Origin of the sequence: Neoalteromonas arenosi, assembly GCF_030362855.1 — a bacterium.
GTDB lineage: Bacteria > Pseudomonadota > Gammaproteobacteria > Enterobacterales > Alteromonadaceae > Alteromonas_E > Alteromonas_E arenosi.
In genome coordinates this window covers 344,305-369,109 of sequence record NZ_JAUCBP010000001.1, presented here as the reverse complement: position 1 = coordinate 369,109, position 24,805 = coordinate 344,305, and the positions used below count along the sequence as shown (strand labels likewise).

At 46.4% G+C, this 24,805-nt stretch carries 22 protein-coding genes; 8 read left to right on the top strand and 14 right to left on the bottom strand.

Features of this window, described 5'->3' with window-relative positions; all coding sequences use genetic code 11:
- Positions 1-2: 2 nt before the first annotated feature.
- Both QTP81_RS01670 and QTP81_RS01665 read left to right on the top strand, forming a co-directional pair.
- Positions 3-941 (top strand): glycosyltransferase family 2 protein, encoded by a 939-nt coding sequence (locus QTP81_RS01670; protein ID WP_289363245.1) that lies wholly within the window; start codon positions 3-5, stop codon positions 939-941.
- 158 nt (positions 942-1,099) lie between these two features.
- Positions 1,100-1,762: a hypothetical protein gene (locus QTP81_RS01665; RefSeq protein ID WP_289363244.1), complete on the top strand. Its 663-nt coding sequence runs from the start codon at positions 1,100-1,102 to the stop codon at positions 1,760-1,762.
- Positions 1,763-1,831: 69 nt separating this feature from the next.
- Here the strand turns inward: QTP81_RS01665 and QTP81_RS01660 are convergent, their stop codons facing one another.
- The 4 genes from QTP81_RS01660 to QTP81_RS01645 are packed head-to-tail and all read right to left on the bottom strand — an operon-like array spanning position 1,832 to position 3,866.
- Complete coding sequence (locus QTP81_RS01660) at positions 1,832-2,134, bottom strand: ArsR/SmtB family transcription factor (RefSeq protein ID WP_289363242.1); 303 nt, start codon at positions 2,132-2,134, stop codon at positions 1,832-1,834.
- 18 nt (positions 2,135-2,152) lie between these two features.
- On the bottom strand, positions 2,153-2,566 hold the full coding sequence (locus QTP81_RS01655) for a DUF6691 family protein (RefSeq protein ID WP_289363240.1): 414 nt from the start codon (positions 2,564-2,566) through the stop codon (positions 2,153-2,155).
- On the bottom strand, positions 2,566-2,979 hold the full coding sequence (locus tag QTP81_RS01650) for a YeeE/YedE family protein (RefSeq protein WP_289363239.1): 414 nt from the start codon (positions 2,977-2,979) through the stop codon (positions 2,566-2,568). Before QTP81_RS01650 ends, QTP81_RS01655 begins: the two co-directional genes overlap by 1 nt.
- A gap of 26 nt (positions 2,980-3,005) precedes the next feature.
- Positions 3,006-3,866 (bottom strand): MBL fold metallo-hydrolase, encoded by an 861-nt coding sequence (locus tag QTP81_RS01645; RefSeq protein WP_289363238.1) that lies wholly within the window; start codon positions 3,864-3,866, stop codon positions 3,006-3,008.
- Between QTP81_RS01645 and QTP81_RS01640 the strand changes: the two genes are divergently transcribed.
- Both QTP81_RS01640 and QTP81_RS01635 read left to right on the top strand, forming a co-directional pair.
- Positions 3,840-4,706, top strand: coding sequence for a sulfite exporter TauE/SafE family protein (locus QTP81_RS01640; RefSeq protein WP_353059710.1), 867 nt, complete (start codon positions 3,840-3,842; stop codon positions 4,704-4,706). The genes QTP81_RS01645 and QTP81_RS01640 overlap by 27 nt on opposite strands.
- Positions 4,707-4,711: 5 nt before the next feature.
- Positions 4,712-5,170, top strand: coding sequence for a rhodanese-like domain-containing protein (locus tag QTP81_RS01635; protein WP_289363235.1), 459 nt, complete (start codon positions 4,712-4,714; stop codon positions 5,168-5,170).
- Between the two features lie 22 nt (positions 5,171-5,192).
- Here the strand turns inward: QTP81_RS01635 and QTP81_RS01630 are convergent, their stop codons facing one another.
- From QTP81_RS01630 to QTP81_RS01620, 3 genes are all read right to left on the bottom strand, one after another.
- Positions 5,193-6,182: a glycosyltransferase family 2 protein gene (locus QTP81_RS01630; protein ID WP_289363234.1), complete on the bottom strand. Its 990-nt coding sequence runs from the start codon at positions 6,180-6,182 to the stop codon at positions 5,193-5,195.
- On the bottom strand, positions 6,175-7,449 hold the full coding sequence (locus QTP81_RS01625) for an oligosaccharide flippase family protein (RefSeq protein ID WP_289363233.1): 1,275 nt from the start codon (positions 7,447-7,449) through the stop codon (positions 6,175-6,177). The genes QTP81_RS01630 and QTP81_RS01625 overlap by 8 nt, the downstream gene beginning before the upstream one ends.
- Before the next feature lie 138 nt (positions 7,450-7,587).
- On the bottom strand, positions 7,588-9,009 hold the full coding sequence (locus QTP81_RS01620) for a sigma-54-dependent transcriptional regulator (protein WP_289363232.1): 1,422 nt from the start codon (positions 9,007-9,009) through the stop codon (positions 7,588-7,590).
- 109 nt (positions 9,010-9,118) lie between these two features.
- Here QTP81_RS01620 and QTP81_RS01615 point away from each other — a divergent pair, with 109 nt between their 5' ends.
- Together QTP81_RS01615 and QTP81_RS01610 are read left to right on the top strand one after the other, a co-directional pair.
- A complete protein-coding gene (locus QTP81_RS01615; protein ID WP_289363229.1) occupies positions 9,119-9,661 on the top strand; it encodes a heme NO-binding domain-containing protein in 543 nt (180 codons plus the stop codon).
- On the top strand, positions 9,658-11,142 hold the full coding sequence (locus QTP81_RS01610; protein WP_289363227.1) for an ATP-binding protein: 1,485 nt from the start codon (positions 9,658-9,660) through the stop codon (positions 11,140-11,142). The genes QTP81_RS01615 and QTP81_RS01610 overlap by 4 nt, the downstream gene beginning before the upstream one ends.
- Before the next feature lie 23 nt (positions 11,143-11,165).
- Here the strand turns inward: QTP81_RS01610 and QTP81_RS01605 are convergent, their stop codons facing one another.
- From QTP81_RS01605 to QTP81_RS01590, 4 genes are all read right to left on the bottom strand, one after another.
- Positions 11,166-12,491, bottom strand: coding sequence for a response regulator (locus QTP81_RS01605; protein ID WP_289363226.1), 1,326 nt, complete (start codon positions 12,489-12,491; stop codon positions 11,166-11,168).
- Between the two features lie 131 nt (positions 12,492-12,622).
- Entirely contained in the window at positions 12,623-13,027 is a 405-nt protein-coding gene (locus QTP81_RS01600) for a hypothetical protein (protein WP_289363225.1), read from the bottom strand.
- A 52-nt stretch (positions 13,028-13,079) separates the two neighbouring features.
- Positions 13,080-13,832 carry a type 2 periplasmic-binding domain-containing protein gene (locus QTP81_RS01595; protein WP_289363223.1) on the bottom strand — a complete coding sequence of 251 codons (753 nt, stop codon included), beginning with the start codon at positions 13,830-13,832 and terminating at the stop codon, positions 13,080-13,082.
- 181 nt (positions 13,833-14,013) lie between these two features.
- On the bottom strand, positions 14,014-16,194 hold the full coding sequence (locus QTP81_RS01590; RefSeq protein WP_434532959.1) for a prolyl oligopeptidase family serine peptidase: 2,181 nt from the start codon (positions 16,192-16,194) through the stop codon (positions 14,014-14,016).
- Between the two features lie 258 nt (positions 16,195-16,452).
- Here QTP81_RS01590 and QTP81_RS01585 point away from each other — a divergent pair, with 258 nt between their 5' ends.
- A complete protein-coding gene (locus tag QTP81_RS01585; protein WP_289363221.1) occupies positions 16,453-18,831 on the top strand; it encodes a PilZ domain-containing protein in 2,379 nt (792 codons plus the stop codon).
- 133 nt (positions 18,832-18,964) lie between these two features.
- Positions 18,965-19,579, top strand: a complete 615-nt coding sequence (gene yfbR / locus QTP81_RS01580) for a 5'-deoxynucleotidase (RefSeq protein ID WP_289363220.1) — start codon at positions 18,965-18,967, stop codon at positions 19,577-19,579.
- Between the two features lie 18 nt (positions 19,580-19,597).
- On the opposite strand, the gene QTP81_RS01575 is transcribed toward yfbR, so the two are convergent.
- The 3 genes from QTP81_RS01575 to imuA are packed head-to-tail and all read right to left on the bottom strand — an operon-like array spanning position 19,598 to position 24,791.
- Entirely contained in the window at positions 19,598-22,669 is a 3,072-nt protein-coding gene (locus QTP81_RS01575; protein ID WP_289363381.1) for an error-prone DNA polymerase, read from the bottom strand.
- The gene (locus QTP81_RS01570) at positions 22,669-24,096 is read right to left on the bottom strand and encodes a Y-family DNA polymerase (protein ID WP_289363219.1); all 1,428 of its coding nucleotides are present in this window, start codon (positions 24,094-24,096) and stop codon (positions 22,669-22,671) included. The genes QTP81_RS01575 and QTP81_RS01570 overlap by 1 nt, the downstream gene beginning before the upstream one ends.
- Positions 24,097-24,101: 5 nt before the next feature.
- The gene (gene imuA / locus QTP81_RS01565) at positions 24,102-24,791 is read right to left on the bottom strand and encodes a translesion DNA synthesis-associated protein ImuA (RefSeq protein ID WP_289363218.1); all 690 of its coding nucleotides are present in this window, start codon (positions 24,789-24,791) and stop codon (positions 24,102-24,104) included.
- Between the last annotated feature and the right edge of the window lie 14 nt (positions 24,792-24,805).

Sequence of the window (24,805 nt, the reverse complement as noted above, 5' to 3'; positions counted from 1 at the left end):
TTATGAAAAGCAATAAAATATCTGTCGTAATTCCGCTTTACAACAAAGCCCAACACGTGATGCGTACCCTAGAAAGCGTAGCCAAACAAACGCTTTCTGCTCATGAAATCATAGTTGTTGACGATGGCTCTACAGATGATGGTGCACAGATTGTCGCAGAAGCCAATATTCCTAATTTGCATCTCATTTCGCAAACTAACGCTGGAGTGTCAGTTGCTCGTAATACGGGGATTGAGGCAGCTACTGGGGACTTCATTGCATTTATTGATGCTGATGATGAATGGATGCCCATGTTTCTTGAACAAATGATGGAGTTAGCCGAGCGTTTTCCAATTGCCGGCGTTTTCGCCAGCCGTTATCAAATGGTTGTGGGCGAAAATTATTTTCGCGATGTAAAATTTGCGCCATTTGACGTGCCGCCTGAAGGCGGACTTATGAGCAGTTTTTACGATTTAGCGAGTCGCGGTGATTTGCCATTTCACCTTTGCAGTATGGTGGTAAGAAAATCCTCTATTGATAGCGTAGGCGGTTTTCCTGTAGGTGAAACTATGGGTGAAGATCAAGATTTAATGTGCCGGCTGGCTGAAAACTATCACGTTGCTTACTCACCTAGTATCAATTATCTATACCATACGGATGCCACAAATCGCGCTTGTGTAAACCATTTACCCGCGCAGGAGCTGCCTTTCAGTCAACGGATAATGGCGCGTCTAGAACAGCAACCGAGTGTAGATACTAAACAACGCATTGAACGCATGCGCTTTTGTGCCGCACACATTTGTCATTTAGCTCAGCGCAATTTGCGCAATGGCAACGTGTCAGCGGCGTGGAATTTATTGAAAGACAAACGTTGCTGGCTCAAGCCGAAGCACAAAATTTTGTTGACCCTAGGCTGTGTACTGTTTTATCCATTTAAAGCAAACAACAGAATGGCTGCATAGCGGTATGATGGCTGGCATGAATACTGTCAGCTATCTTTACAACCTCCGGTTTCAAGTTGTAAACATCTTTATTAACTAATTGTTTTTATTGATTAAAACTGTATGGCTCGATTTGTGCTTTAAATCGCTTAATCTTGCAGTAAAAAGAAAATCGCAGTATGAAACTATCAACAATTAAATTCCTTCAAGGCTTAATGCTAGTCGCGTCTTTATCAGTCAGCGGACTAGCCAACGCAATTATCATTTACACAGATGCCTCGTCTTTTCAAAATGATAATGTTGTCACTTTTGTGTCGACCCCATCAAGCGGTGGCAACGGCAGCGTCGCGGGCTCTTTGACCTTTACGAGTGGTCCCTCGGCAAGCGTTTTTTTTGGCAACTTCACCAATCTTCTACAAAATGAGTTAGCCTTATCCGGTGTTGAGAACTTTAATGTAGATATTGCTGGTGGTGCGTATGCCTTTGGCTTTGATGTTACCGATCCGCGTTCAAGCTCATTGCCGAATGGTTGTAATGTAAGCTCATGTGTTGATTCGGTTTTCAGTTTTTCTATCTTTAGCGGTAATGCGCTTGTTGGTTCGTTTTCATTTAACCCTTTATTTTCTGATTCGGTTTTAACCTTCGTTGGCGTATATTCGAATACCCTATTTGACCGTGTAGAAATACGCGAGACTGCAGGGACTAATGACAATGAATATTTTGGCAACTTTCAACTGAGTACGGTGCGACAAAGTGTGAGTGAGCCTGGCATGTTAGTGTTTTTCTCTCTTTCAGCGCTAGCGCTATTGAACCTTCGCAGAAAAATTAAGGCTTTTTCATAGGTCAACAATTTCTATTCATATAGGGTTTAACACACGGGTTAAACCCTTCTTCGCCTGTCGTTTTTTATGCTATTTATCTTCGCAAAATAGCTTGTAGAGAACCGCAATCACTTCAGTGACTTCGTGGCTGTTCAGTGAGTAGTAGATAGTTTGCGCCTCGCGCCTGGTAGCGACATATTTTTCCTTACGCAACCAGGCCAAGTGCTGAGACAGCGATGATTGTGGAATAGGAATAACTTCATTGAGCTGAGATACGCTCATTTCGCCATCTTGAAGCACGCATAACGTCATTAGTCGGTAACGGTTGCCCAGCGCTTTTAATAAATTAATCGCTTCCTGGGCGTTGGCTTCCATTTTGGCAAAATCTTGCATTTAGGGTCTTACTTCAGCTTAGGTGGTTTTCACTTTATTGGCCGCTATCATGCCAACTAACATTGCAATAATAAAACCAAATATTTTTTCATCCATGCCGCTGAGGTTGGCGATCGCCGGCCCGGGGCATATGCCTGAAATACCCCAGCCAAGACCAAATATTACTGCGCCAATCAGCAAAGGCTTGTCGATATCACTGCGTGTTGGCAATGAGAAGCTAGCGGCAAAAATAGGCTTCGACATCTTGGTTTTGCTCAACAGATAACCGGGAATAAATACCGCCAACGCGCCGCACATTACGAAGGCTAAACTTGGATCCCATGCGCCTGCTACATCCAAAAATGCCAACACGATAAGCGGTTCAACCATTCCCGAAATGGTCAGACCGATACCAAATCCAATACCGGCAATTAAAGCGATGATGAGGTTCATTAAGCTGCTCCTAGAAGATGTCGAGTAACGAATACGGTAATGGCTGCAGTAGCCATAAATATAACGACCGACGTAATCGACCGAGGTGATAGTCGACCAATGCCGCAGATACCATGACCACTCGTACAGCCTGAGCCGAACACACTGCCAAAACCCACCAGCAGTCCACCGGCAATGAGCATCCACCAGCTAGAGTTGATATTGGGTAAGTTATAGCTAGTGGTTTGCAACACCACAGGCCCAAGAATAAGCCCGATAACAAACATCCAACGCCAAGCATTGCCGGGTTGTAACTTAAGCAAATTACTGACAATTCCGGAAATGCCCGCAATTCTGCCGTTTGCTACTAACAAAAGTAGCGACGACACCCCCAAAATTACGCCACCAATGAGTGGCTCAATAAAATCTGTCATTAGCAATCTACTCCGTATTCGTAGCTTTAAATAAAGGCTATGGGTTGTTTGATAAAACGTTTACCGTTTGCCGCTTTTGGCGGTAGTTTTCCGGCGGCTATGTTCAGTTGTACTGACGGATACAAGAGCCTCGGAATATCAAGGTTTTCGTCGCGTGATTCACGCAGTTTAACAAAGTCATCGCGACTGTTACCTCGCCCAACATGAATGTTATCGGCTTTGCTCTGTGCAACAGTGCAATTGTATTTAAGTTCGCGGCCCTCGGGCTGATAATCATGGCACATCCACAGCACAGTTTGCTCTGGTAGCCGGTGTAAGCGCTCAATACTAGCGAATAGCACCTCTGCACTGCCACCCGGAAAATCACAGCGGGCGGTACCACCATCTGGCATAAACAAGGTGTCACCTACAAATGCATTTCCTTCAATAAGATAGGTAACACTGTCATTTGTATGGCCTGGCGTAGCAATTACGCTAACTTCACTATTTCCCAAGCTAAAGGTTTCATTATCGACAAACAAATGGTCGAAAGGTTGGCTTTCCCTGGTGATGTTTGCACAGTCGAGGTCAAAGAATTCAATAAATGTCTTTTGTACTTCCACAACCCCTGCTCCAGCACCAATTCTGCCGCCGAGTTTCGATTTTAAATAATACGCTGCTGAGATGTGATCGGCATGTGCATGTGTTTCTAAGATCCATTCAACGTGGAGGTTGTTATTGGCAATGAAAGCAATTTGCTGATCAGCAAACTCAGTCCACAACTTGCCAGTATGTGCTGAATAATCAAGCGCACTGTCAATGATCATCGCCTGTTTGCTTGCCTGTTCGTACACCACATAACTGATAGTAGAACTAGCTTGATGAAAAAATGCATGTATCGAAATCATTATTTTACCTCTAGCATTTATTTATATATCGTATATTATAAATATAAGATATTCAAATGTGAGTACAACATTTTGCTGACTGTTTTCATCAGTGCATTAATTATAGGTCTGAGTTTAGGGCTGCTTGGCGCAGGTGGGTCGATACTTACAGTGCCAGTATTAGCGTATGGCGTTGGCTTTAGCGAGAAACAAGCGATTGTCGGTGCGTTATTTATTGTCGCAGCAATCAGCTTAAGTACCGTTTTGATCAATAGCCGAAAAGGCAAAATCAATTTCCGCGCAGCGATATGGATGTCAGTCACTGGCATGTTGGGGAGCGCCCTAGCTGCGGGTGGCTCTAACTACCTTTCAGGACACACCCAATTTATTATCTTGGCACTTATCATGTTGCTGGCGAGCTGGCGAATGCTGAAAAGTACTAAGTCGACTGATCCGGGTGATAAGGCGGGGAAATTGCGCTTGGTGCTTACCGGAATAGGATTAGGCGTAGTAACTGGTTTAGTCGGTGTTGGCGGCGGTTTCTTAATTGTTCCGGCATTGGTTACGCTAATCAGAATACCTATGCAGCAGGCGGTAAATACCAGCTTAACGATCATTTTTTTCAACGCGTTCGCCGGTCTTGCTAACCATTGGTATACCAACCAACCGTTAATTCACAGTATTGATTGGTCAGTGCTCGTAACCTTCGCGCTTATCGGAATTGTAGGTAGTATGTTCGGTCAAGCGTTTGCACAAAAACTACCGCAAAGCCTGCTTAAAAAGGGATTTGCATGGATCATTTTACTTGTTGCTTTGGGCATATTAGCCCATTCAGTTAGCCAGATTATTATGCTGAGGTAAAGCCGATGAAATTACTTAATGGCAGAGAGTTAGTGGGTTTAGTAAAACACGAAATCAAACAGTGTGCCTGTGATGATGTCGCACGCGAATTAGCCGAAAACCCTGAGGCTATTGTGATTGATATTCGTGAAACCGAGGAAGTGACTCTGGGTATGATTGCAGGTGCAGTTCATATCCCGCGTGGCGTTCTAGAGATGGAAATTACCGATCACAAAAGCGTAAAGCACAGCGATAACCCATTACAAACACTCGCGAGTAAGTCGATTTATCTCTACTGTCGTTCGGGGGCTCGCTCGGCGTTAGCGGCCAAATCACTGAACGCTATGGGGTTATCTCAAGTTTGGTCAATGGCCGGTGGCTTCAATTTATGGGTAGAGCAAAAGCGTTCTGTAGTTAGCAAGCAGCAAGCTAAATTATGGGAAGTCGACGGTCTATACGCATGGGAGCAAGGTGGCGGTATTTAACCGTCCGCCACGTTCTCTACTGTTATCGCAATGCTGCGTTTAGATTCATACCGACTTTTTCTATCGCTTTGTACAAGCCTCGCGGAAGCATACTCAATAGTGTACAAACCATAGTATTGATTGAACGCAGCGGCTCTTCGATAAATATTCTACCGTCACATTTGATTGCGCGGGCTAAATGCTTAAGTGCGGCACTGCGATTGCCCGATTGAATCGCCCGCCGGGTTAAGTAGCGGTGTTGATAGGCTAAAGCTAAGCGATAGTAGGCGGCAAAGAAGCGGGTATGTTGACTGCGCAACTTGCGCATGGCGTTTTTCCAGCTTTCGAGTTGCTTGTCTAAATTCGCTGACAGTCCACCAGCATTCACTCTGTAATAGGTTAGCGGCTGGGCAATGCCCTCGAACTGAGCATTGGTTTGTAAGCAGATACGTGTCCAACATTCAATGTCTTCGGATTGGCGCAGTGATTCATCAAAATACATTTTACGACCGTCTTGCCAATATGCCACTTGCTCAAAAACCGATTTGCGGATCACAGGCGCTGAGCCATTGCCAATGGGGTTACGGCAAAACACGTGCTTCTTACTGATATTGGTAAGTTTAGGAAACTGACCGATGTTTAAGTCATTGCTGTCATCGTCCATAAACAGCGATGGTGAGTAGCTAACACCGACATGAGGTCGTTGCAAAAGATGCGCGACATGGCGCTGCAGTTTTTCTGAGTGCCAGCGATCATCGGCATCGAGAAGTGCGACAAAGCGACCCGTGGCAGCCGCAATGCCAGTGTTTCGCGCGCCGGAAAGACCACGGTTGGCTTGCTGTACTATCTTAATCCTCGGATCACTGTAGCGTTTTACAATAGCCACGGTTTCGTCACTGCAGCCATCGTCGACACAAATTACTTCAAAATCTCTAAATGTCTGCACTAATACTGAATTTAAAGATTCACGGATGTACTTAGCAACGTTGTACATCGGGATGACAACACTTACTACGGGAGATGAATTACTCATGGGCATTTTCCTTCTGAAGTAATTGATTAGTGATGTATTGCCCGCCAAGCAAAGTGGTAACAACCACCAAGACGCCAGCAACATTGCACGACACAACAACCAGAGCAAACGCATTGGCTGACGTGGCTGAAGTGCTAATCAGGCCAACAATAAAAGTGATAATAAAGACGGCGCGTAGCCAAGACTCAAAACTAAATGCGGCTTTTGAACGCAATGCTGTACAACACAAGTCAACCGCAACTGCAGGGATCATGGCAATACACAAATACGCTGCAGCAGTAGTTGCCAGTTGCCATTTGTCGCCAAACAGCAATGGTAAATAGTACGGCACCAGTAGCGATTGAAGCGCTAAACCGGCAGTAATGATAAGACCAATTACTGAGAGCAATTTGACTAATGACTGCACGGCGTTATCGCGACGGAGCTTGCACAAGTATGGGTACAGGGCTTGTTCGAAGGCCAATAAAAACGACTGGCTGATGCCAAAACTAGCATTGCGGGCTACGCTGTAAACACCCACCATATCCGGCGTCATAAACTTACCTGCGACAAAAAGATCTAAATGGATTTTTACCGCGCGCAGGGCTTCACTGCAGGCGAGCTTGCCCGAAGAAACAAACATAGATTTGACCTTAGTGAGGTCGAACTCACCGACTAGTACAGGTGACGGTAAACGCAAGAAGTAGATGATCCATACCATTGCGAATACATATTTACCGATGACAATCGCGTATATACCAGCACCCCAATAGGCGCTGATGGCGATACTGAGATTTTCTAAAGACAATCCAATAGCCGTAGCAATACTGATAAGGCGCAAGTTATTGTTACGGGTAGCACTAAATACGCGCGCGCAAACGATAGGGAAAGCCAGTAGAACCGGTGCAGACCAGGCAAGAATGGTGAATAATTGTTGTTGCTCGTAAAACGCCGCAGCAAGCCAGCCTAAACCCACTTGCCCTGCCGTGAGCGCGATACACAATATCCATTGCAACGCGACGCCGTTGTACAATGTCGAAGGATAGCTATCGTTGGAGCATTGCACTACTTGCGCTCCCGCGCCGCAGCGCATCAACAACCGCACCACATCTTGTAATGCCAACGCGAGCATCGCCAACCCATACTGATCCATGGGCAGTATCCACGCTAGCGCGAACAATGAAAATATACGAATAAACTTTGCACAAACCTCAGCACCGATTGACCAAGAGGCATTGGCAACCAAACGCGATGAAAGTGTTGAAAGTACTTTTTGTGCAACGCCCATTTATCGTTCTCTACAGTTATAAAACCATTACTACGAGAACAACTACAAGAACTAGGCCAACTTTAAGTTGTTGAATTTACGGGTTTATTTTTTTAAGCGGATTCGTGTTTCGCATTTTGCAATGCATTTTCAATATGCTTAATCTTGCCACTGCTGAATTTTGCGGTACAAGGTAGACGGGCTCACACCCAATGCGCTAGCGGCTTGTACCACATTTTCCTCACATTGCGCGATGGCATTTTCGATTGCTTGACGCTCGATTATCGCTAAAGGGATGATCTCACCATTAGAGGAAGCTTGTGGGCTTGTAGTATGGGCCATGACTGTTGGTTTGGCGCTTGCGGTAGTCGCCGGAAGTACTGGTCGATCTATCTTTAACTGTTGTTTCACCACATCTTCTTCAATCAATGGCCCGTCAGTCATGATCACGCAGCTGTGCACTAGGTTTCGCAACTGGCGAATATTGCCCGGCCAATCGTAATTGGACAGCAAGACTTGGGCTTCCTGGCTGAAGCCGGCAATTAACTTGTCTTCTTCTTCGCAAAACTCGTTTAAAAAAGCGATGGCTAATTGCAATACATCGTCATCTCGGTACTTAAGTGCTGGCAAGTCAATCCCAATCACATTGAGGCGATAAAATAAGTCTTCGCGTAACTGCTTATCGGCGATGGCTTGCAGTGGATCGCGGTTAGTGGCGGCAATAAAGCGAATATTGGATTTCTCGACTTTGTTTGAGCCAACACGAGAGAACTCACCCGTTTGAATGAAACGCAAGAGTTTAGCCTGCAATAGAATATCCATCTCACCCAGCTCATCGAGGAATAAAGTACCTTCATTGGCCAGAGTGGCCAAGCCATCGCGATTGCTGGTTGCGCCGGAGAACGCACCTTTCAGATGACCAAAGATTTCGGATTCCATTAACTCACTGGGAATTGCTGCGCAGTTGATAGCCATAAATGGCTTGTTTCTGCGTTTACTCAATCGATGTAATGCTTCGGCGGCAACTTCCTTACCCGCCCCGCTTGGGCCGGTGATAAATACGGATGCACTGCTTGGGGCTGCCTTTTCTATGGCTGAATACACAAATTGCATAACCACAGAATCACCAATAAAGCCTTCAAAACTCGGTTTTCTATCTTTCTGATACCGCATCAGTGTTTTGCGCAAAATTGCGTTTTCAGTAGCAGTATCTCTGGCTTTCAGTGCTTGATTTAAGATGACGATAAGGTTTTGATTATCCCACGGCTTTTGCAAATAACCCCATACGCGGCCGGTATTGATGGCCTCTAAAACATGATCTAGGTCACTGTGGGCCGTCAGCATTAAACGCACAGTTTCAGGATACAGCTCTGAGATTTGGGCAAATAAGTCGATGCCTGTCATGCCGGGCATGCTGAGGTCAGATACAACTATGTCAACGGCATTGTCTTTGAGAAATTCGAGTGCTTTAAAACCGCTAATCGCCGTCGATACATCGAAGCTCTGTTTGCGCAATGCACGTTGCAACGCATCTAGAATATCTTGCTCATCATCGACTAACAAAATTTTGGCATTCGACATGCATCTGCACCCTATCATCTGCAGCTCGATTTTTTCCAACGCGATGTTTGGTTGAGCTTTGAAGTTTTTACATTACTATTGAATATAACGCTTGCGAAAGGTTAACGCTATGAAAGGCATCATTTTTTTGAAATTAGAAGAGTTTGTCGAAGCCACATTTGACGAATATGCGTGGGACGCTGTGCTCACCGAAGTGGAGTTGGCAAGTGGTGGTGCCTACACCAGCGGGCTGTTATACGATGACGATGAGTTTTTTACCATCTTTGTTGAGCTGTGCAAACAAAAGGCGCTCGACCCAATTGAGGCGCAGCGTTTGTTTGGCCGCTGGATCTTCGCACAGCTAATGGCTATTTCGCCCCATGATATGACCGGCTACACCGATGTGTTTGGCTTTTTGCGTGCAGTACAAGATGTTATCCACGTAGAAGTACAGAAAATCTATATCGATGCGTTGTTGCCAACGTTTGAGTTTATCGAAGAGACCGATACAACACTGCGCATGCGTTACGTATCTCCGCGCAAGCTGCACTACTTTTGCGAAGGTCTGATTTTGTCGTTAGCCGAGCATTTACAGCAGCCGGTTGAAATTACGCTAACTGAATCAACACAAGAAAAAGACGATTCCTGCCTTTTTGAAATTGTAAAACTATGACAGACAGCCCCAGCGATTTGGAAAAAAAAATCGCCATGCTCGAACGCAAGCTCGAGCGAGAGAAAAAAGCCCGTTTAGCTGCTGAAAAGCAGCTGGAGGATTTTTCTTGGGATATTTTCAAAGCTAACAGCTTACTAAAGCAGTCTTTGGAAGAAGCGCAAAAGAAAACAGAAGAGCTTGAGTTTTTGCACGATACATCACTACTTGTAGTGAATCAGGATTCGCTGCAACAGCTGTTATCGCAAATATTGCAAGAGCTGGTGGAGTTTACTCAAGTGGATGTAGCTTTTTCTGTTGCTAGTCAGAATGGAGATTATGATTTTCAGGAGCCGCATCGATTATGGGTTAAAGGCCAGGGTTGGACGCATCAGCAAGCCGTAGTAGAAGCATTAAAGCCAATCGTCAGTGACACCGCTGATTTAGTTGAACAATGGGTTGTAACCCCGCTGGAAGACCCCACTTTCGAGAAGTTGGCATTGTCAGCTTGTGCATTGATAACCATCCCTACCGCTGATGATTCCGCAACGACTATTGTTCTGGCGGGTGACAATAATTTACTCCAGGAGGAGCGTTTATTCGTACTGGATACCGCGCGCGGTCAGTTGCTTACCGGTGTTCGGCGACGTATTAACGATACTGCGTTGCAACAGCACGCCGCCGACCTAGAAGTTGCATTACAGAGTTTAAAAAACACCCAACAACAGCTTGTTCAAAACGAAAAAATGGCATCGCTAGGACAACTAGCTGCGGGCGTTGCCCATGAAATCAATAACCCTTTAGGGTTTGTGCGCTCTAACTTACAGGCATTAAAAGAGTACGTTGACGATTTAGCGGTATTGGAAAGTACTTTGTCGCAGTGTTTGTCATCCGGTACGGTAGCCACCGAGGTGGTCGCTAAGGCCCTCCATGAGAGTGATTTAGCTTTCATCTGTATGGACGCTCCAAAGATTATTGAAACTAACTTACAAGGTATTAATCGCGTTACGGAAATTGTCCAAGCCTTAAAGAATTTCTCGCATGCCGGTGAAGAAAACTTTGAGTCGGTGAGTTTAAATGAAGTTATCGATGTATCACTCAAGGTAGTATGGAATCAGTTTAAGTATCAGCACGAAGTTAAAAATCAGTTGCCGCAAGATCTGCCGTTTGTTCAAGGCACTTATGGCCAGCTACAACAAGTGTTTGTAAATTTGTTCGTTAACGCAGCGCAAGCTATGCCAGATGGCGGTGAATTGAACATAACCAGCAATCTGAATGATGGATATATTGAAATTCACGTAACTGACACCGGTATGGGATTTGACGACGAAACTAAGAAGCAGATTTTTACACCGTTCTACACCACAAAACCGGTGGGGCAAGGCACAGGGCTTGGTCTTTCAATCTCATTTGCGATCATCGAGGCACACGGCGGCGAAATGGATGCTTACTCGGAAATCGGTGTTGGTACTACCTTCATAGTAAAATTCCCCTACAACAGTTGACGCTACTTCTTTCTCGGCAATCGTTATTCTGACCCGGCGTCCGCTACATGGATATTTAGCAATTCACCGCTATTGGATTCAATGGCTAACAACCGCTTGATCGAACGCTCAGTGAGTACGTGGCCTTTGGGGAAAATCAGCAAAAAAGCTGACGAGTACAGGTTTTCGCTTAGCGTCATACCCGGTGTAAGGGCTGATACCGGAGTGCTGGCTTGCAGTACATATTCCCGCGATAACTTATTCAGCTGCAGTGCTGCTTCAACCACCTGTTCAGCATACTTTTTACCACTGTGATGTTCCAAGTGCGAACGTATCGCGGTCTCAGATACTTTGCTACCGGTTAACCGACCTGAGGCCAGTAACCAAACATCACGCGCAACCGCCAATATTGACGCGGTAACAACAATCTGGTCTGCAGACAAATGCATCGGTGAGCCGTAGCCATTGGGTTGCTCAAACTGCTGGGTAATGGTGTCGAGTACACCTTCTAAGTGACTGACCGGAGCTAGCAGTTGTTCGGCTTTTTCCACTTGGCCAAAATACAATTGCTGTTGATGAAAATTGAGCTTGTTAATGGGTGTACGTAACAACGCGTGATCAACCCCAATTAGACCTATTTCACAAAACTTACCCGATAGCTCAAGGGTGTCGATATCTTCCTGTGGTAACTGCATGCAACGTGCAATTTTTACACACAGATCACTGACGTTCAGTGCGAATTGTGGATCTAAGTGCGGGCAAATCGTCAACATGTTAAACAGCATCTGCGTGGCTGCTAATTTTTCGTTTTGCACTTGTTTAAGCGTTGCACGCAATTGCTTGGTACGGGCAACAACAGCTTTTTCTAACGCGCTATTTCGAACGGTAAGCTTTTTCTGCGCCGATGTAACCTTTTGAATGTAGCGACGTTCAGATTGTTTATTTTCAACTTCAAACCGCGCCTGATCTAATGCACTGACAACTGTGGCGTTTTCCCAAGGCTTTTCTAAATAGCATTGAATATGGCCATTGTTGACCGCGCGCTTAACTGACGCGAGTTCGGCATAGCCGGTAAGCACTATTCTGTATACCGACGGATGTGCCTCAGCAACGTATTCAAGTAAGGATTCGCCGTCCATGCCCGGCATCCGCAAGTCTGTCATCAATATATGGACTGTTTCCGATTGCAAACAGGCTTTAGCCTCCACACCATTAGCAGCCGTTAATATTGTAAACGGCTCTTTGCGTAAGCAGCGTTGCAGAGCAGCCAAAATATCCGGTTCGTCATCTACAAGCAGTAATGTAGGCACAATACTCGACTCTGTTCTTTTATGCGCTGTTGTCATCATTGTATTTGATTGTTTATACATCACCTTCTCCAATCAGTAATGATGTTGGGCAAAGGGTATGCCAATAAAAAATCACTTTAAAAACAATGGCTAATAGAAATCAGTAATTATGGATTCGCAAGTTGAGACTGTTATTTTGCAAAATGCAAAGACTACGATGGATTGAACCAATCCCAGATCCCAGTCGAACTATCTGGAAATAAGTCAATGCCTAGTGCCGATTTGAGAAGATACAGCGCTATAATTCCAACAAAGATCACGAAGGTGATGACACCGGTTATGAGCAGCAGTAGTAATAGGCCAGCAAACCATCGCTCACGCTCTGATATCTGCCGACGGTTTTTGCCGCCAAGTAGCACCAGATAAAAGCTTGAGGGCACAAAGGGTAGCTTTAACGTAAGCCGTACATCAACAGTGTGTTTATTCGCATCACGTCGCGTTAACGCATGCTGAATGCCAACTAATTGCTCCAAAGTCAGGCTATTGGCTATCTGCTCTGGCATGGCATTAACAAAGCGCATTACCACCGGATCTGTGGCAGGGTTTTGCGTACTCATAAGTCTTACCTATTTATACTTTGTTGTAGGCAGAGCAATAATCGATCCATTATCAATAAAAGGGTAGCAACTCCGAGAAAGATTTAAGATGAGTCGCTTCAACGTGCTTTTGCAGTATTTCTTTAATCAATGCGTTGTGTTTAGACGCTCTTGAGACGGCAAAGTACGTTTGCAACTCCATTAAGTTTTCTATCTTAACGGTTGGCGGTAGTTCAAACCCATTTTGCTCGAGATAGAACTTAAACGGTGCTTTGTAGGTGATAAGGTGACGTGTGCGAGAGCGGACGAACATTTTTATTGCATCAATGCTGCCTGGCGTATCTTGAAATACGTAATCTTCGGCTTCGAATTTTTGCCGATAACCGTGATAATCAAAACCGCGAATTGCACTGATTAAATTTTCAAAGCCCTCTTGCTCATGGCTGAGGAAGATCAACTCTAAATTACCAAACTCTGGCTCAATAAAATCGACGTAGTCATGTAAAAGCTCAGTCGATTTAATATTGATTGTCATATCTATTTCGCCAGCTTGCACTAGGCGATAAACACGAATCGCGGGAGCGCATATAGCATTCAGTGTATGGCCGTATTTTTCAACGATCAAACGGGCAAGCTCTATGGCGTAACCGATACATTCAGACGAGCCCGCTTGCGTGTATGCCAGTGGCGGAAACTCCAGTGCTGCTAAGGTGATTTCGACTGGCGTGTGCGTACTGCCTGAATCGTCAGCTATAGAGACTTGCTCTTTTGCAACCGCATTGGCCAAGCTAAAAATAAATAGCAGAATGCCTATTACTTTGCCCATGTAATCGTTCTTTGGTTTCGCGTCGTTAATTAAAGTTAGCAGTAAAAAAAGACTTTGCCTAATGTTACAGATGCAGGTGTCTTTATTACTGAACAGAGAGTACCGTGCATAAAAAACGCGCCTAACCAGCGGCTGGCGCGCTTTTTCTTACCATGACCCTTAAGGTGCGTCGAGGGGCGCCTTAAAGTTCGGTGATACCCATATTAAACAGGGTAAAGCCATAAATGTCAGCATACTGTTCAATCGTTTTGCTAACCGGCGTGCCTGCACCGTGACCGGCATCCGTTTCAATTCGGATTAAGGTTGGGTTGCTGCCTGTTTGGTGCTCTTGGAGTACGGCAGCAAACTTAAATGAGTGCGCTGGAACTACGCGATCATCGTGATCGGCTGTGGTTACCATCGTTGCTGGATATTCAACGCCAGCTTTCACATTGTGCACCGGTGAGTATCCCAGCAAGTATTGGAACATCTCTTCGCTTTGCTCAGACGTACCGTAGTCGTACGCCCAGCCAGCACCTGCAGTAAAGGTGTGATAGCGCAGCATGTCGAGTACGCCTACTGCCGGTAATGCAACGCTCGCTAAATCAGGGCGTTGGGTCATCACAGCGCCGACTAATAAGCCGCCATTTGAACCACCGCGTATAGCAAGATAATCACTGCTGGTATAGTTGTTCTCGATTAAGTACTCACCTGCAGCAATAAAGTCATCAAACACATTTTGTTTTTGCAATTGAGTACCCGCTTGATGCCACGCTTTACCGTATTCACCGCCACCGCGGATATTCGGTACCGCATAAACACCACCGAGTTCGAGCCATGCAGCAACTGTAGAGCTATAACGGGGCGTTAAACTGACGTTGAAACCACCGTAGCCGTACAACATAGTTGGGTTCTTACCGTTTAGCTCGGTGTCTTTGTGGTGTGTGATAATCATCGGCACTTTAGTACCGTCTTTTGAGGTGTAAAACACTTGCTTAGAGACAAACTGTTCGCCGTCAAAAGCCGTCGCTGGACGGTTAAATACGTCAGTGGCGCCTGACTCAATATCGAAGCTGTAGATAGTGGTAGGCGTGCTGTAGTTAGTAAAAGTGAAGTATGTTTTGGTATCGTTTTCTTTGCCCGAGAATGTCCCGGCAGAACCAATGCCCGGAAGCTCTACAGTGCGGATCAGCTCGCCTTTTAAATCGTACTGCTTGACCTGCGAGATAGCATCAACCATATACTCAGCAAAAATATTACCACCAGCTGTGCTCGGCGTTAGTACATTTTCTGTTTCAGGGATCAGGTCACGCCAGTTCTCAACACTTGGATTTGCTGCGTCGGCTACAACAATCTTGGTATTGGGCGCACCTTCGTTAGTGACCAGTATTAAGCGGTCGCCATCGGTAGTCAGGGCGTAAACATCTGACGTAATGTCTTCTTTAACCGTTACCCAATCAGTATTCTCGCTGGTGAGATCGCGCATATACATGCGGTTGCCCGATGTAGAATTAGCGGCATTGATAAATAGAAAGCGATTGTCTTCACTTACGCCGGCCCAAACGTAGCGATGCTTCTCAGCTTCGGTGTGACCGAAGATTTGTATGTCGTCGGCTTGGCTGGTACCAATTTTGTGATAGTAAACTTTGTGCTGATCCGTCTTTTCACTTAGCTCAGAGCCTTCAGGCTTGTCATAGCTTGAGTAGTAAAAACCTTCGTTTTTGTACCACGCCAAACCACTGAATTTTACATTGTCGAGTTTGTCTGCAATTAGCTCTTTGGTTTCGGTATTCATGACATAAACTTCGCGCCAGTCACTGCCGCCAGTTGACGTTTGATATGCCGCCAGTGAGCCATCTTCAGAGAAGGTTAGTGCTGCCAATGATACTGTGCCGTCTTCACTGAATTTGTTTGGATCGATAAATACTTCAGGCTCACCATCACCTTTTTGACGGTAAACAACACTCTGGTTTTGTAAACCATCGTTTTTATAAAAGTAGGTGTATTCCCCTTCTTGGAAAGGCGCAGTGACTCGCTCGTAATTGATCAGGTTTTTTACTACTTCAGCGATCTGATCGCGATAAGGAATATTAGCTAAATAACCCTGAGTCACTTGGTTTTGTGCAACAACCCAAGCCTCTGTTTCGGCGCTGCGGTCGTCTTCTAACCAACGGTAAGGATCAGCGACATCAACGCCGAAGTAGGTATCCACTACATCGCCTTTTGCCGTTGTAGGATAGGTTACATTGATTGTTGTCATTGCGGTGGTTTCTGCAGAATCTGTTGCATCAGTCGCTGGCAATTCAGCCGTTTGTGGTTGGCACGCGCTTAGCGTGGTTACCACAGCAACTGCTGCCAGTCCCATTTTAACTGGTTGTTTCATGTTGTCGTTAACCTGTTGTTTTGTGTTATGAGTTATATGGGAACACAACGCTTCTGGTTGGCCCACATAACTTGGTTCGCCTTTATCCTAAACCATTTTTGCGCGGAAAAGCGTCTATTCAACGAAGATCTTTATTAATCTGGCTATTATTTAGCGCAAATTAATCAATTGTTTAAATTGCAATCAATTTTTCCTTCTGGTAGAACCAAAGTAACCGCAAATAAAAATAATAAGAATAACCCATTTACTCGCGGCGTTATGACGGACAAAAACACTAAAATTAGTGACGAATCACTCGTCATTAAAAAATACAAACCGCTAATTGATAAGCTTATCCCGATGCAGCAGCAAAACAGGCTGTTGGAGAGCCTCAATAAGTTCTCTGGTAAGTTATCCAGTCGTGTCCGCACAATTATCAAAAATGAAGTTATTCGCTTAACCGCGCTTACCGATGCTAGCGCCGACAATTCAGAATTTGCACGTTTCCCAGTGATGAAGTTCAAGCATTTCGGCATTGATATGCGCTTGGATAAAGTGGGTAAAGAGATCCTCGAGCGTGAAACTGGTCGCTTTCTCGACCGCTACACGGTAGGTGTTTATGAGTCGGTGATGAACTCAGAGCATTACCAGTCTCTTATTAAGCAAGAACAGCAAGAAAAAATCGCAGAAGCCTTTTCAGTCGAGTCGCAATCATTCAACGATTTGGATTTTGCCGACGATTTAGCCATCCACCCTAATTTTGTGGTGACATGTGCGGAATTTGATAAAGGCAAAAAGTGCCCGGTTACGTCGATGAATTACAAGGGCATGATCATCGAAACCAAACGCGCTCCGGTTATTGAGGGCGAGCCCGAGACCTTTGCCTTTGTATTACCGCCAGTCAGCGGATTTTCGAACAACAGTGTAACCATTCGATTTATCTACCACGAAAGCGTTTTTAACAAAGTGTCGCTGGCCTTTGAGAGCCGTTTAACCTTTGCTGATAGTGTGTCGCGCAAAGTAAAAGCGGCTTGGCAAAAGTATATTCAAAATGTGGTGCATCAATTCCCCTTGCAGCGCGATTTAGAAATCGAACGGGTTCTGCAAGATCTCGAGCGCGATAGGATCCTCAACCACTCGCCGTGGATCCCAGTATTTATTACTAACACCGACTATGCCGTTACGGCTGATTTAGAACTTCGCCTAACAACCAACCAAGCTTACAATGACGGTTTTAGTGCTGCTGACGATCTACCCGGCGGAGACGGGTTTAAGCGTCTCGTTAAAGAGCTAGAGACGCATCAGGAAACCTTCCTGTTAACCGGTAATTTAAAAGGCAAAGAGAGTGTAACGCCAGTTGCGTCTACTCATCGGGAGCTTGCTAAGTTAAAGCTTCTCAAACAGTTTGTGCAGTTGGCGACTGAGTCTGATCAGCTCAAGGTTATCCAGTGTCGGTTGTTTGCCATCGACGAAATGCATAAGCAAACGGCCTACGATATTCACGATATTATCCCAAATGATTACCCCTTACTGGAACGCGTGACACATATTCTATTCTGTAAGAATGTGTCTAATTGGGCTGAAAACTTGACCATCGCTGAGCCCGAGCCCTTTCGACCATTTCCGCGCCCCATTATTAAGCAAGCACCTGAGCAACCGCCCATTCCGATTTTAGAAAACGAGTCTGACCGGCGCAGTGAGCCACGGTTTGCGGTAGAGATGGATGCACAGGTAAAGACCGGTTTTTTCTCCGGCTATCCCGCAACGCTCAACGATATTTCCACCCATGGCTTAAAGGTTACGGTTTCAAAACCACAAGATGCACAGATTGAAAAAACGGTAAAGGTCTCGGTTGAGGCGCTTATGTTATCGGGGCAAAAATACCAAGTCGTGTACTTTGACAAAGAAAGTGGTTCTTTACACCTCAAGCTTCCAGAGGAAAATAAGGCCGCAGATGCAGAGAAGCTCAATCGGGTATTTAGTGACAACGTTGAGTATTTCAAAACGCGTGATTTAAGTACGCGACAAAAAAATCGCTTCCGCTTTTTATGGGAGCTATGTATTCGCAATCTGCCTTGTGATGCGGTACTCATAACCAATAATCGCTTTACTATCGACCGTTTAAAAACCGTTTACAATCGGCCTGGTAGTTACGATTTATACCCATTTGAAAATATGGGTACGCAAGTTCTTTTACATGGATTTTTAGCGGATAAAGACGCGAGTAAACCGCGTTCGGGCGTATTAGATAACTTACTGAAAACCGCCGAGCAAAATGCTTATGTTGTACATGCCGTTAAACACAAAGATAAGAAAATTGTGTATATCGAGCTGGATGAATTTTTACACGGTAAAACGCGTAAATTGATCACTGAGCATGTACTCAAAGGTACCGCTGAGGCCTGCGTTACCCACCTGTGTGCCATTACCTGCAGCAGGCCCGAAACGCCGATGACCAAGAAGCGCTTGGCACTGTTGTCGAAAATCGATATCAATGCCCACCAAAATTTCTTAAGCATGCAAAAGGGCTATACCCACGTGCTCCACATCACCAATGTCAGTTGCTTCCACAATGTACTACTCCGGTTTGGTATTGCCCCGCGTCACCCGCAAGATCCGGGAGATGGGAAAGTCGATACGGCAAGTACAAAGGACTGAGTGATATCCACGTATAACTCGTTTTAGCACTGCCAGTGCCACTTCCCACTTTTTAGTTAATCGTGTTTGGTTTACCCTTTAGATGTTCCCTTAATGGTTTATTCAATCTTTCTAACATTCGAGCAAAACATCAATGAGCAAAAGCAACTTTCTCGCTTGGATCTATCGTCAACGTTTTATCAAGCGCTGGAATAGGAACGATAACCTCGTGCAAACCGACATCGATCTGCACTCCCATTGCTTGAATGTATCGGTTATCGCCCATTTACTGGCAGAAACTGATAATCGCTTATTTGGCGCAGAGCACAATTGTGAGCGGGTCGCGTTGTTGGGCCTCTATCACGAGTGTGCCGAGGGTGTGAGTGGCGATTTAGCCTCACCGGTCAAATACGCGACGCCAGCGATCACTAAAGAGATTAAAGCTTTTGAGGATGAGATTGAGCGTATGTGTGCAAATTCTTTACCGGAGCCACTTAAAGATGTGTTCTCAGCGTTTATTATCCAAAAAGACGTACCCGATGCAGACAAAGCCATTATCAAAGCGGCCGATGACTTGGCCGCTTGGTACAAGTGCCGAGAAGAAGTCGAAAAAGCCAAAAATAGCGACTTTGCTGATGCACTAAAAAATCTTTCTGCCAAGATAGAAAAACACGCCAGCACCATGCCATGTGTTCAGTGGTTTATCGATAACTTCAACGAAGGTTGGATTAAAACCATTGATGCCTTGATGGATGACGCCAAGCATTAAAATATAGCTGTCTTGCGCTTAATGAAAATGCCGCGCTTTAACATCTAGCTCACTGAGCAGGTGGCTTAGATCCGTCAAACGCCCGGCGATAATGTGAATAACATCACCATCGCCGCGTTCTAAAATACCATTCACTTGTAACACCGTGGATTTTAAATACGCTTGCTTTTGTGCGCGCGCCGAGGCTTGCCAGACAATCACATTGGCGTTACCAGTTGGGTCTTCCAAGGTAATAAAAGTTACCCCTGATGCCGTGCCGGGGGCTTGTCGGCCAGTGACACAACCGATCACCGTAACCACTGACTTATGTGGCTTGTTGACTAGATCTTTGGTTAGCGTAAAGCGTGGTAGCTTATTCGCTTTGAGGAGTAACTCGATCGGATGGCTGGCCAGTGAAAGCCCGGTTGATTGATAATCTTCCAGTAAGTTATCTACGTCGTTGGGCACTAAACTCAGCTGATGCGGATCTTGTTGGTCTTGCAGTAGCGGTAATTGCGACACCGTTTCCATAATTTGCCAGCGCGCTTGAAAGCGATTGCCCGCTAGTTGCGCAAAGGCATTAGCACTGGCCAGTGCTTGTAGCTCCTGTTGATTCACTTTGAGGTTGCGGATCTGCGCAATGCTGCTAAAGCCTTCGGGTGGGCGCAGTTGCAATAAACGATTCGCCGTATCATGCGATAAACCTTTAACTAGCCGCAGCCCCAATTGCATGGCAAAGCCACCGTTATGCGCTACCAGAAAGTGGTCGTATTGGGAGTGATTAATACATACGGGAAGCACGTGAATACCGTGGCGTTTGGCGTCTTGTACCAGCTGTGAAGCGCTATAGAAACCCATGGGCAAGCTATTTAACAAGCTGGCGTAAAAGGCTTCTGGGTAGTAGTACTTCAGCCATGACGACACATAGGCCAGCACGGCAAATGAGGCCGAATGGGATTCCGGAAAGCCGTATTCACCAAAGCCGCAAATCTGTTCGAATAAGCGCTCAGCAAAGGCTTCTTCATAGCCCTTTTTGCGCATACCGCTGATCAACTTCTGGCGAAATTGCAGCAGCTTACCGTTCTTCTTCCAACTGGCCATAGCACGGCGCAGTTGATCAGCTTCACCACCGGTAAAGCCAGCCGCTACCATTGCCAGTTGAATCACCTGCTCCTGAAAAATCGGTACGCCCATGGTTCGGCTCAGTACCGCTTTAACTTCTTCAGACGGGTATTCAATCGATTCTTTGCCATCCCTGCGGCGCAAATACGGATGCACCATATCACCTTGAATAGGACCAGGGCGGACAATGGCGATTTGCACCACCAAGTCGTAATAACAGCTGGGTTTTAAGCGCGGCAGCATCGACATTTGTGCGCGCGATTCAATTTGGAATACACCCACGGTATCGGCTTTTTGCACCATCTGATAGACCTGCGGATCATCGCCCCAACGGGTAATGTCTGCGATGCTGGTGGTTTGACCGTAGTTGCGTTTGAGCATATCAAAGCTCTTGCGAATAGCGGTCAGCATACCCAGTGCAAGTACATCGACTTTGAGTAGCCCTAAACTCTCTAAATCATCCTTATCCCATTGAATAACCGTGCGCTCAGGCATACTGGCATTTTCTACCGGCACTAGCTCGTACAAGGGCCCTGATGAGATCACAAAGCCGCCCACGTGTTGAGATAAGTGCCGCGGAAAGCCCATCAGTTGATTAACCAGAGTTACCAGCTGCTGACTGATTGCGCTGTCGCCGTCTAAGCCCAACTCATGCAGCTGCGATTGCCAGCTGACATTGCGGTCGCGGCGATTCACATTGGCAATAAAAAAGTCCAGCTGCGAGCGATTCAGCCCCAAGGCTTTACCGACTTCCCGCAGGGCGCTTTTAAACCGATAGCACACCACTGTGGCGGCCAGTGCCGTGCGCTCGCGGCCGTACTTGCGATAAATATACTGGATGATCTCTTCGCGTCGCTCATGCTCAAAATCAACGTCGATATCGGGTGGTTCGTTGCGCTCTTTGGAAATAAAACGCTCGAATAGCACACTGATTTGACGCGGATCGACCGCGGTAATTTCCAAGCAGTAACACACCACGGAGTTGGCTGCCGAGCCGCGTCCTTGGTAGAGGATCTGTTGCTGTTTGGCAAACTGCACAATGTCGAAAATGGTTAAGAAAAAATACTCATAGCGCTGCTCGGCGATCAGGCGCAGCTCTTTTTCGATGATGGCGCGAATGTCATCGCTCAACCCCTGGGGGAAGCGTTTCTTAATGCCGCGCTCAACGCACAAACGCAAATACATCTGGGCATCAAAGCCATTCGGGATGAGCTCATGCGGATACTGATAGCGCAAGGTCGACATACAAAAGCTACAACGCTTAGCGATATTGGTGCTTTCGGCTAGCCATTCGGCGGGATAAAGTTTTTGTAGCTTGTCGAGGGAGCGCAAGCTGCGCTCAGCATTACTTAAAGCTTGCCGGCCAAGCTGTTTAACCGAAGTACCCAAGCGGGTGGCGGTGAGTACATGTTGTAACGGCAATCGCTCGGTTTCATGCATCAGTGCACCGGTACAGGCACAAATCGGTAGATTAAAGGTTTCAGCTAATTGCTGCAGCTGCTGAATATGCGTATCTTCATTGGCTATCAGTAAGCGCTGGGCGCCAATCCAGGTTCTGGCCGGATGGTGCTTAAGCAGCCACTGAGCCCAGTGCTCGTGCTGTTCGGTATCAACCTCGGGGAGCCAGATAAACAGGCAGTGCTTAATGCTTTTTAAGTCCCATTCATCCAGCTCGTACTGACCTTTGTCGGCACGTCTGCGCGCGTTTGTTATAATCCGGCAAAGCTCGCTGTAGGCGTCTTGATTCGGGCTCAAGAGTACACATTGAAAATGGTCATTAAGGCGAAAATAGCTGCCGACAATCAGCTTGATACCCAGTTGTTTGTGTTGCTGTTCGGTGTAGGCGCGTACCACTCCTGCCACTGAACATTCATCGGTAATTGCCAATGCGGAGTAACCTAAAAAATCGGCGCGGGCGATAAGCTCCTCAGGATGCGAGGCACCGTGTAGAAAAGAAAAGTTACTTTGGCAAAACAGCTCGGCATACATCAGGCGAAATACCCGTGGATATACCACTGATTGTGGTGATCGCGAAACACCCACAAGTACTGCCCCTCGTCATTTTGGGCAATAAAGTAGTCGCGCTCGCAGGGGGAATCACTCCACCAGCCGGCGATTATTCGCTCTGGCGGCGTTAACACCTTACTGGCTTGGGTTAATGGAATAGGCTCTTTGAGCAGCAGTGAAGGTCTGTCACTAAAGACTGGCGGCGCTTTTTGGCTAGCTGACCATTGCCCGTCGGCCGGATACACTACTTGGTTAAGCTGTTCTGGGCGGTGATCATGCGCCATTTGCAGTTGATACACGCCTTGCTTACCCATCTTTGCCTGTAAGCGTGAAATCAGCTGCAGTGTGGTCATTTGCGTTTGCTTGCCCGCAAATAAGTCATCGTTAGCAGCGACTACATGCGACAGTTGCTGAGCTTTAAGAGTGAGCCCTTGTACCGGCGCTTCTAACGTTAGGCGTTCAACGCTAACACCAGCGATGGTGAGCCAGGCTTGCGTGCGGTTTTCGCCTTGTGCACTGTGCAGCTGCCACTGCTGTTGCTGTTTATCGCGTAGGTGCAGCTCAACGGTTAAATCAAAGGCGACTAAGGCGCGCTGGATCAAGTAGCGTTCGAGCATTTGCAGCAAGTGCTCCAGCGGCTTGAGTAATCGCTCGGCCAAGGTAATTTCGTACAGCAGTTCTGAATAGCGAATAAACTGCTGCGCAGGTCGATACAAGGTTAGCTGCTCAAAACGCTCGCCTTTAAGCTCACTCAAATAACGCAGCATTGGGCCGTCAAATCGAGCGGCAATGGCACTGAGAGGCTGGGTAAATAAGTCGTCAAACGAGCTAATACCGACGCGCTGTAGGGCTGTCACTTGTTTCTCTGTGAGCGCACTGTGAGAGAGGCGGCAACGGCGCAGTGCTTGTTGCCAATTGCGCTGCTCTAAACTGATGCGGTTATATCGCGCTCGGGCTAAAACCTTGGCGGCAGAGATTGAGTAGGCACTGGCGTAGTCGTAGTGAAACTCACTGAGTAAGGTTTGAACTGTGTGCCAATAACTATCGATATCAGCGTATAAGCGCAGCATATTGTCGATGCGCAAGTACAAGCCATCGGGTTTGTCCAAACTGATATCAGCGGTTACGCCATAGAGCTGTTGGACAATGGCCAGAAGCTGCTGACTTTCTTTGTCTGCATCGTATTCGATGATGGTGAGCTCGGCACATAATGCGCTTGCGGCAGCCAGACCCATGCCTATTTTTAAGCCTTGATTAAGTGCTGCCGGATTGAGCTGACACAGCTGATTATTCAGTGCATCATAAATCGCAATAGGATTTGCGGTATGCTGCGCCGCAATGCCATCACTGTCGACAATAGTGCCTAGTTGTAACGCCTTAAAGCGTACGTAAACCCACAACCCCTGCATAACAACTACCGCTGGGCATGTAACGCAACGATATTATTTTTAGTATGGGGCTGTGCGACGGTTTGATAACGTTGACGAATGCTGTTGAGCGTGTGCTTAACGGTCAGATCACTGACCGGCCAGCCGCCGCGCTGCTTAGCAATATTGATGTGTAAGACGTCTTGCTCGCGGCTGAGGTTCATCGACAAGCTAATCGGCAGCGGTTGCGCTACGCTGTTATATTCAAATAGCAGCAATAAGCAATCGCCTTGCTCGGCGGCCACTTGCAAGCGCTTAGCTTGGGTTAATGACAGCTTGGATTGCCACAGCAATACGGTGTGACACAAGCCGCTTTTTAAGCATTGCTCACAGGCCCATAATTGGTTGGCCTTGTCATCGTTAGCAACAAAGAATACTTGCTCGATAGCAATGTCATGGGCAATTAGCATTTCGGCATTGATTTGTACCGGTGGTGCCATAACAAACAACTGTCGTTTGTCTTGCTGGCGCTGTTGAATAATCGGCATGCACAGTTTTAACTCGCCAATGCCCATGACGCTATTAATGCGCACAACGCCCTGTTTGGGGAAGCCGCCATTGAGTGCCTGATCAAGCTCTGCGACACCTGTGGCGATTTTGGCAGCAGCGGTTTGTGCCTGCTGCGACGCTTGCCACACCAATTGCTTGTTTTTTAAATGAGTGATTAACGCTGACATAAACACAAAATTAT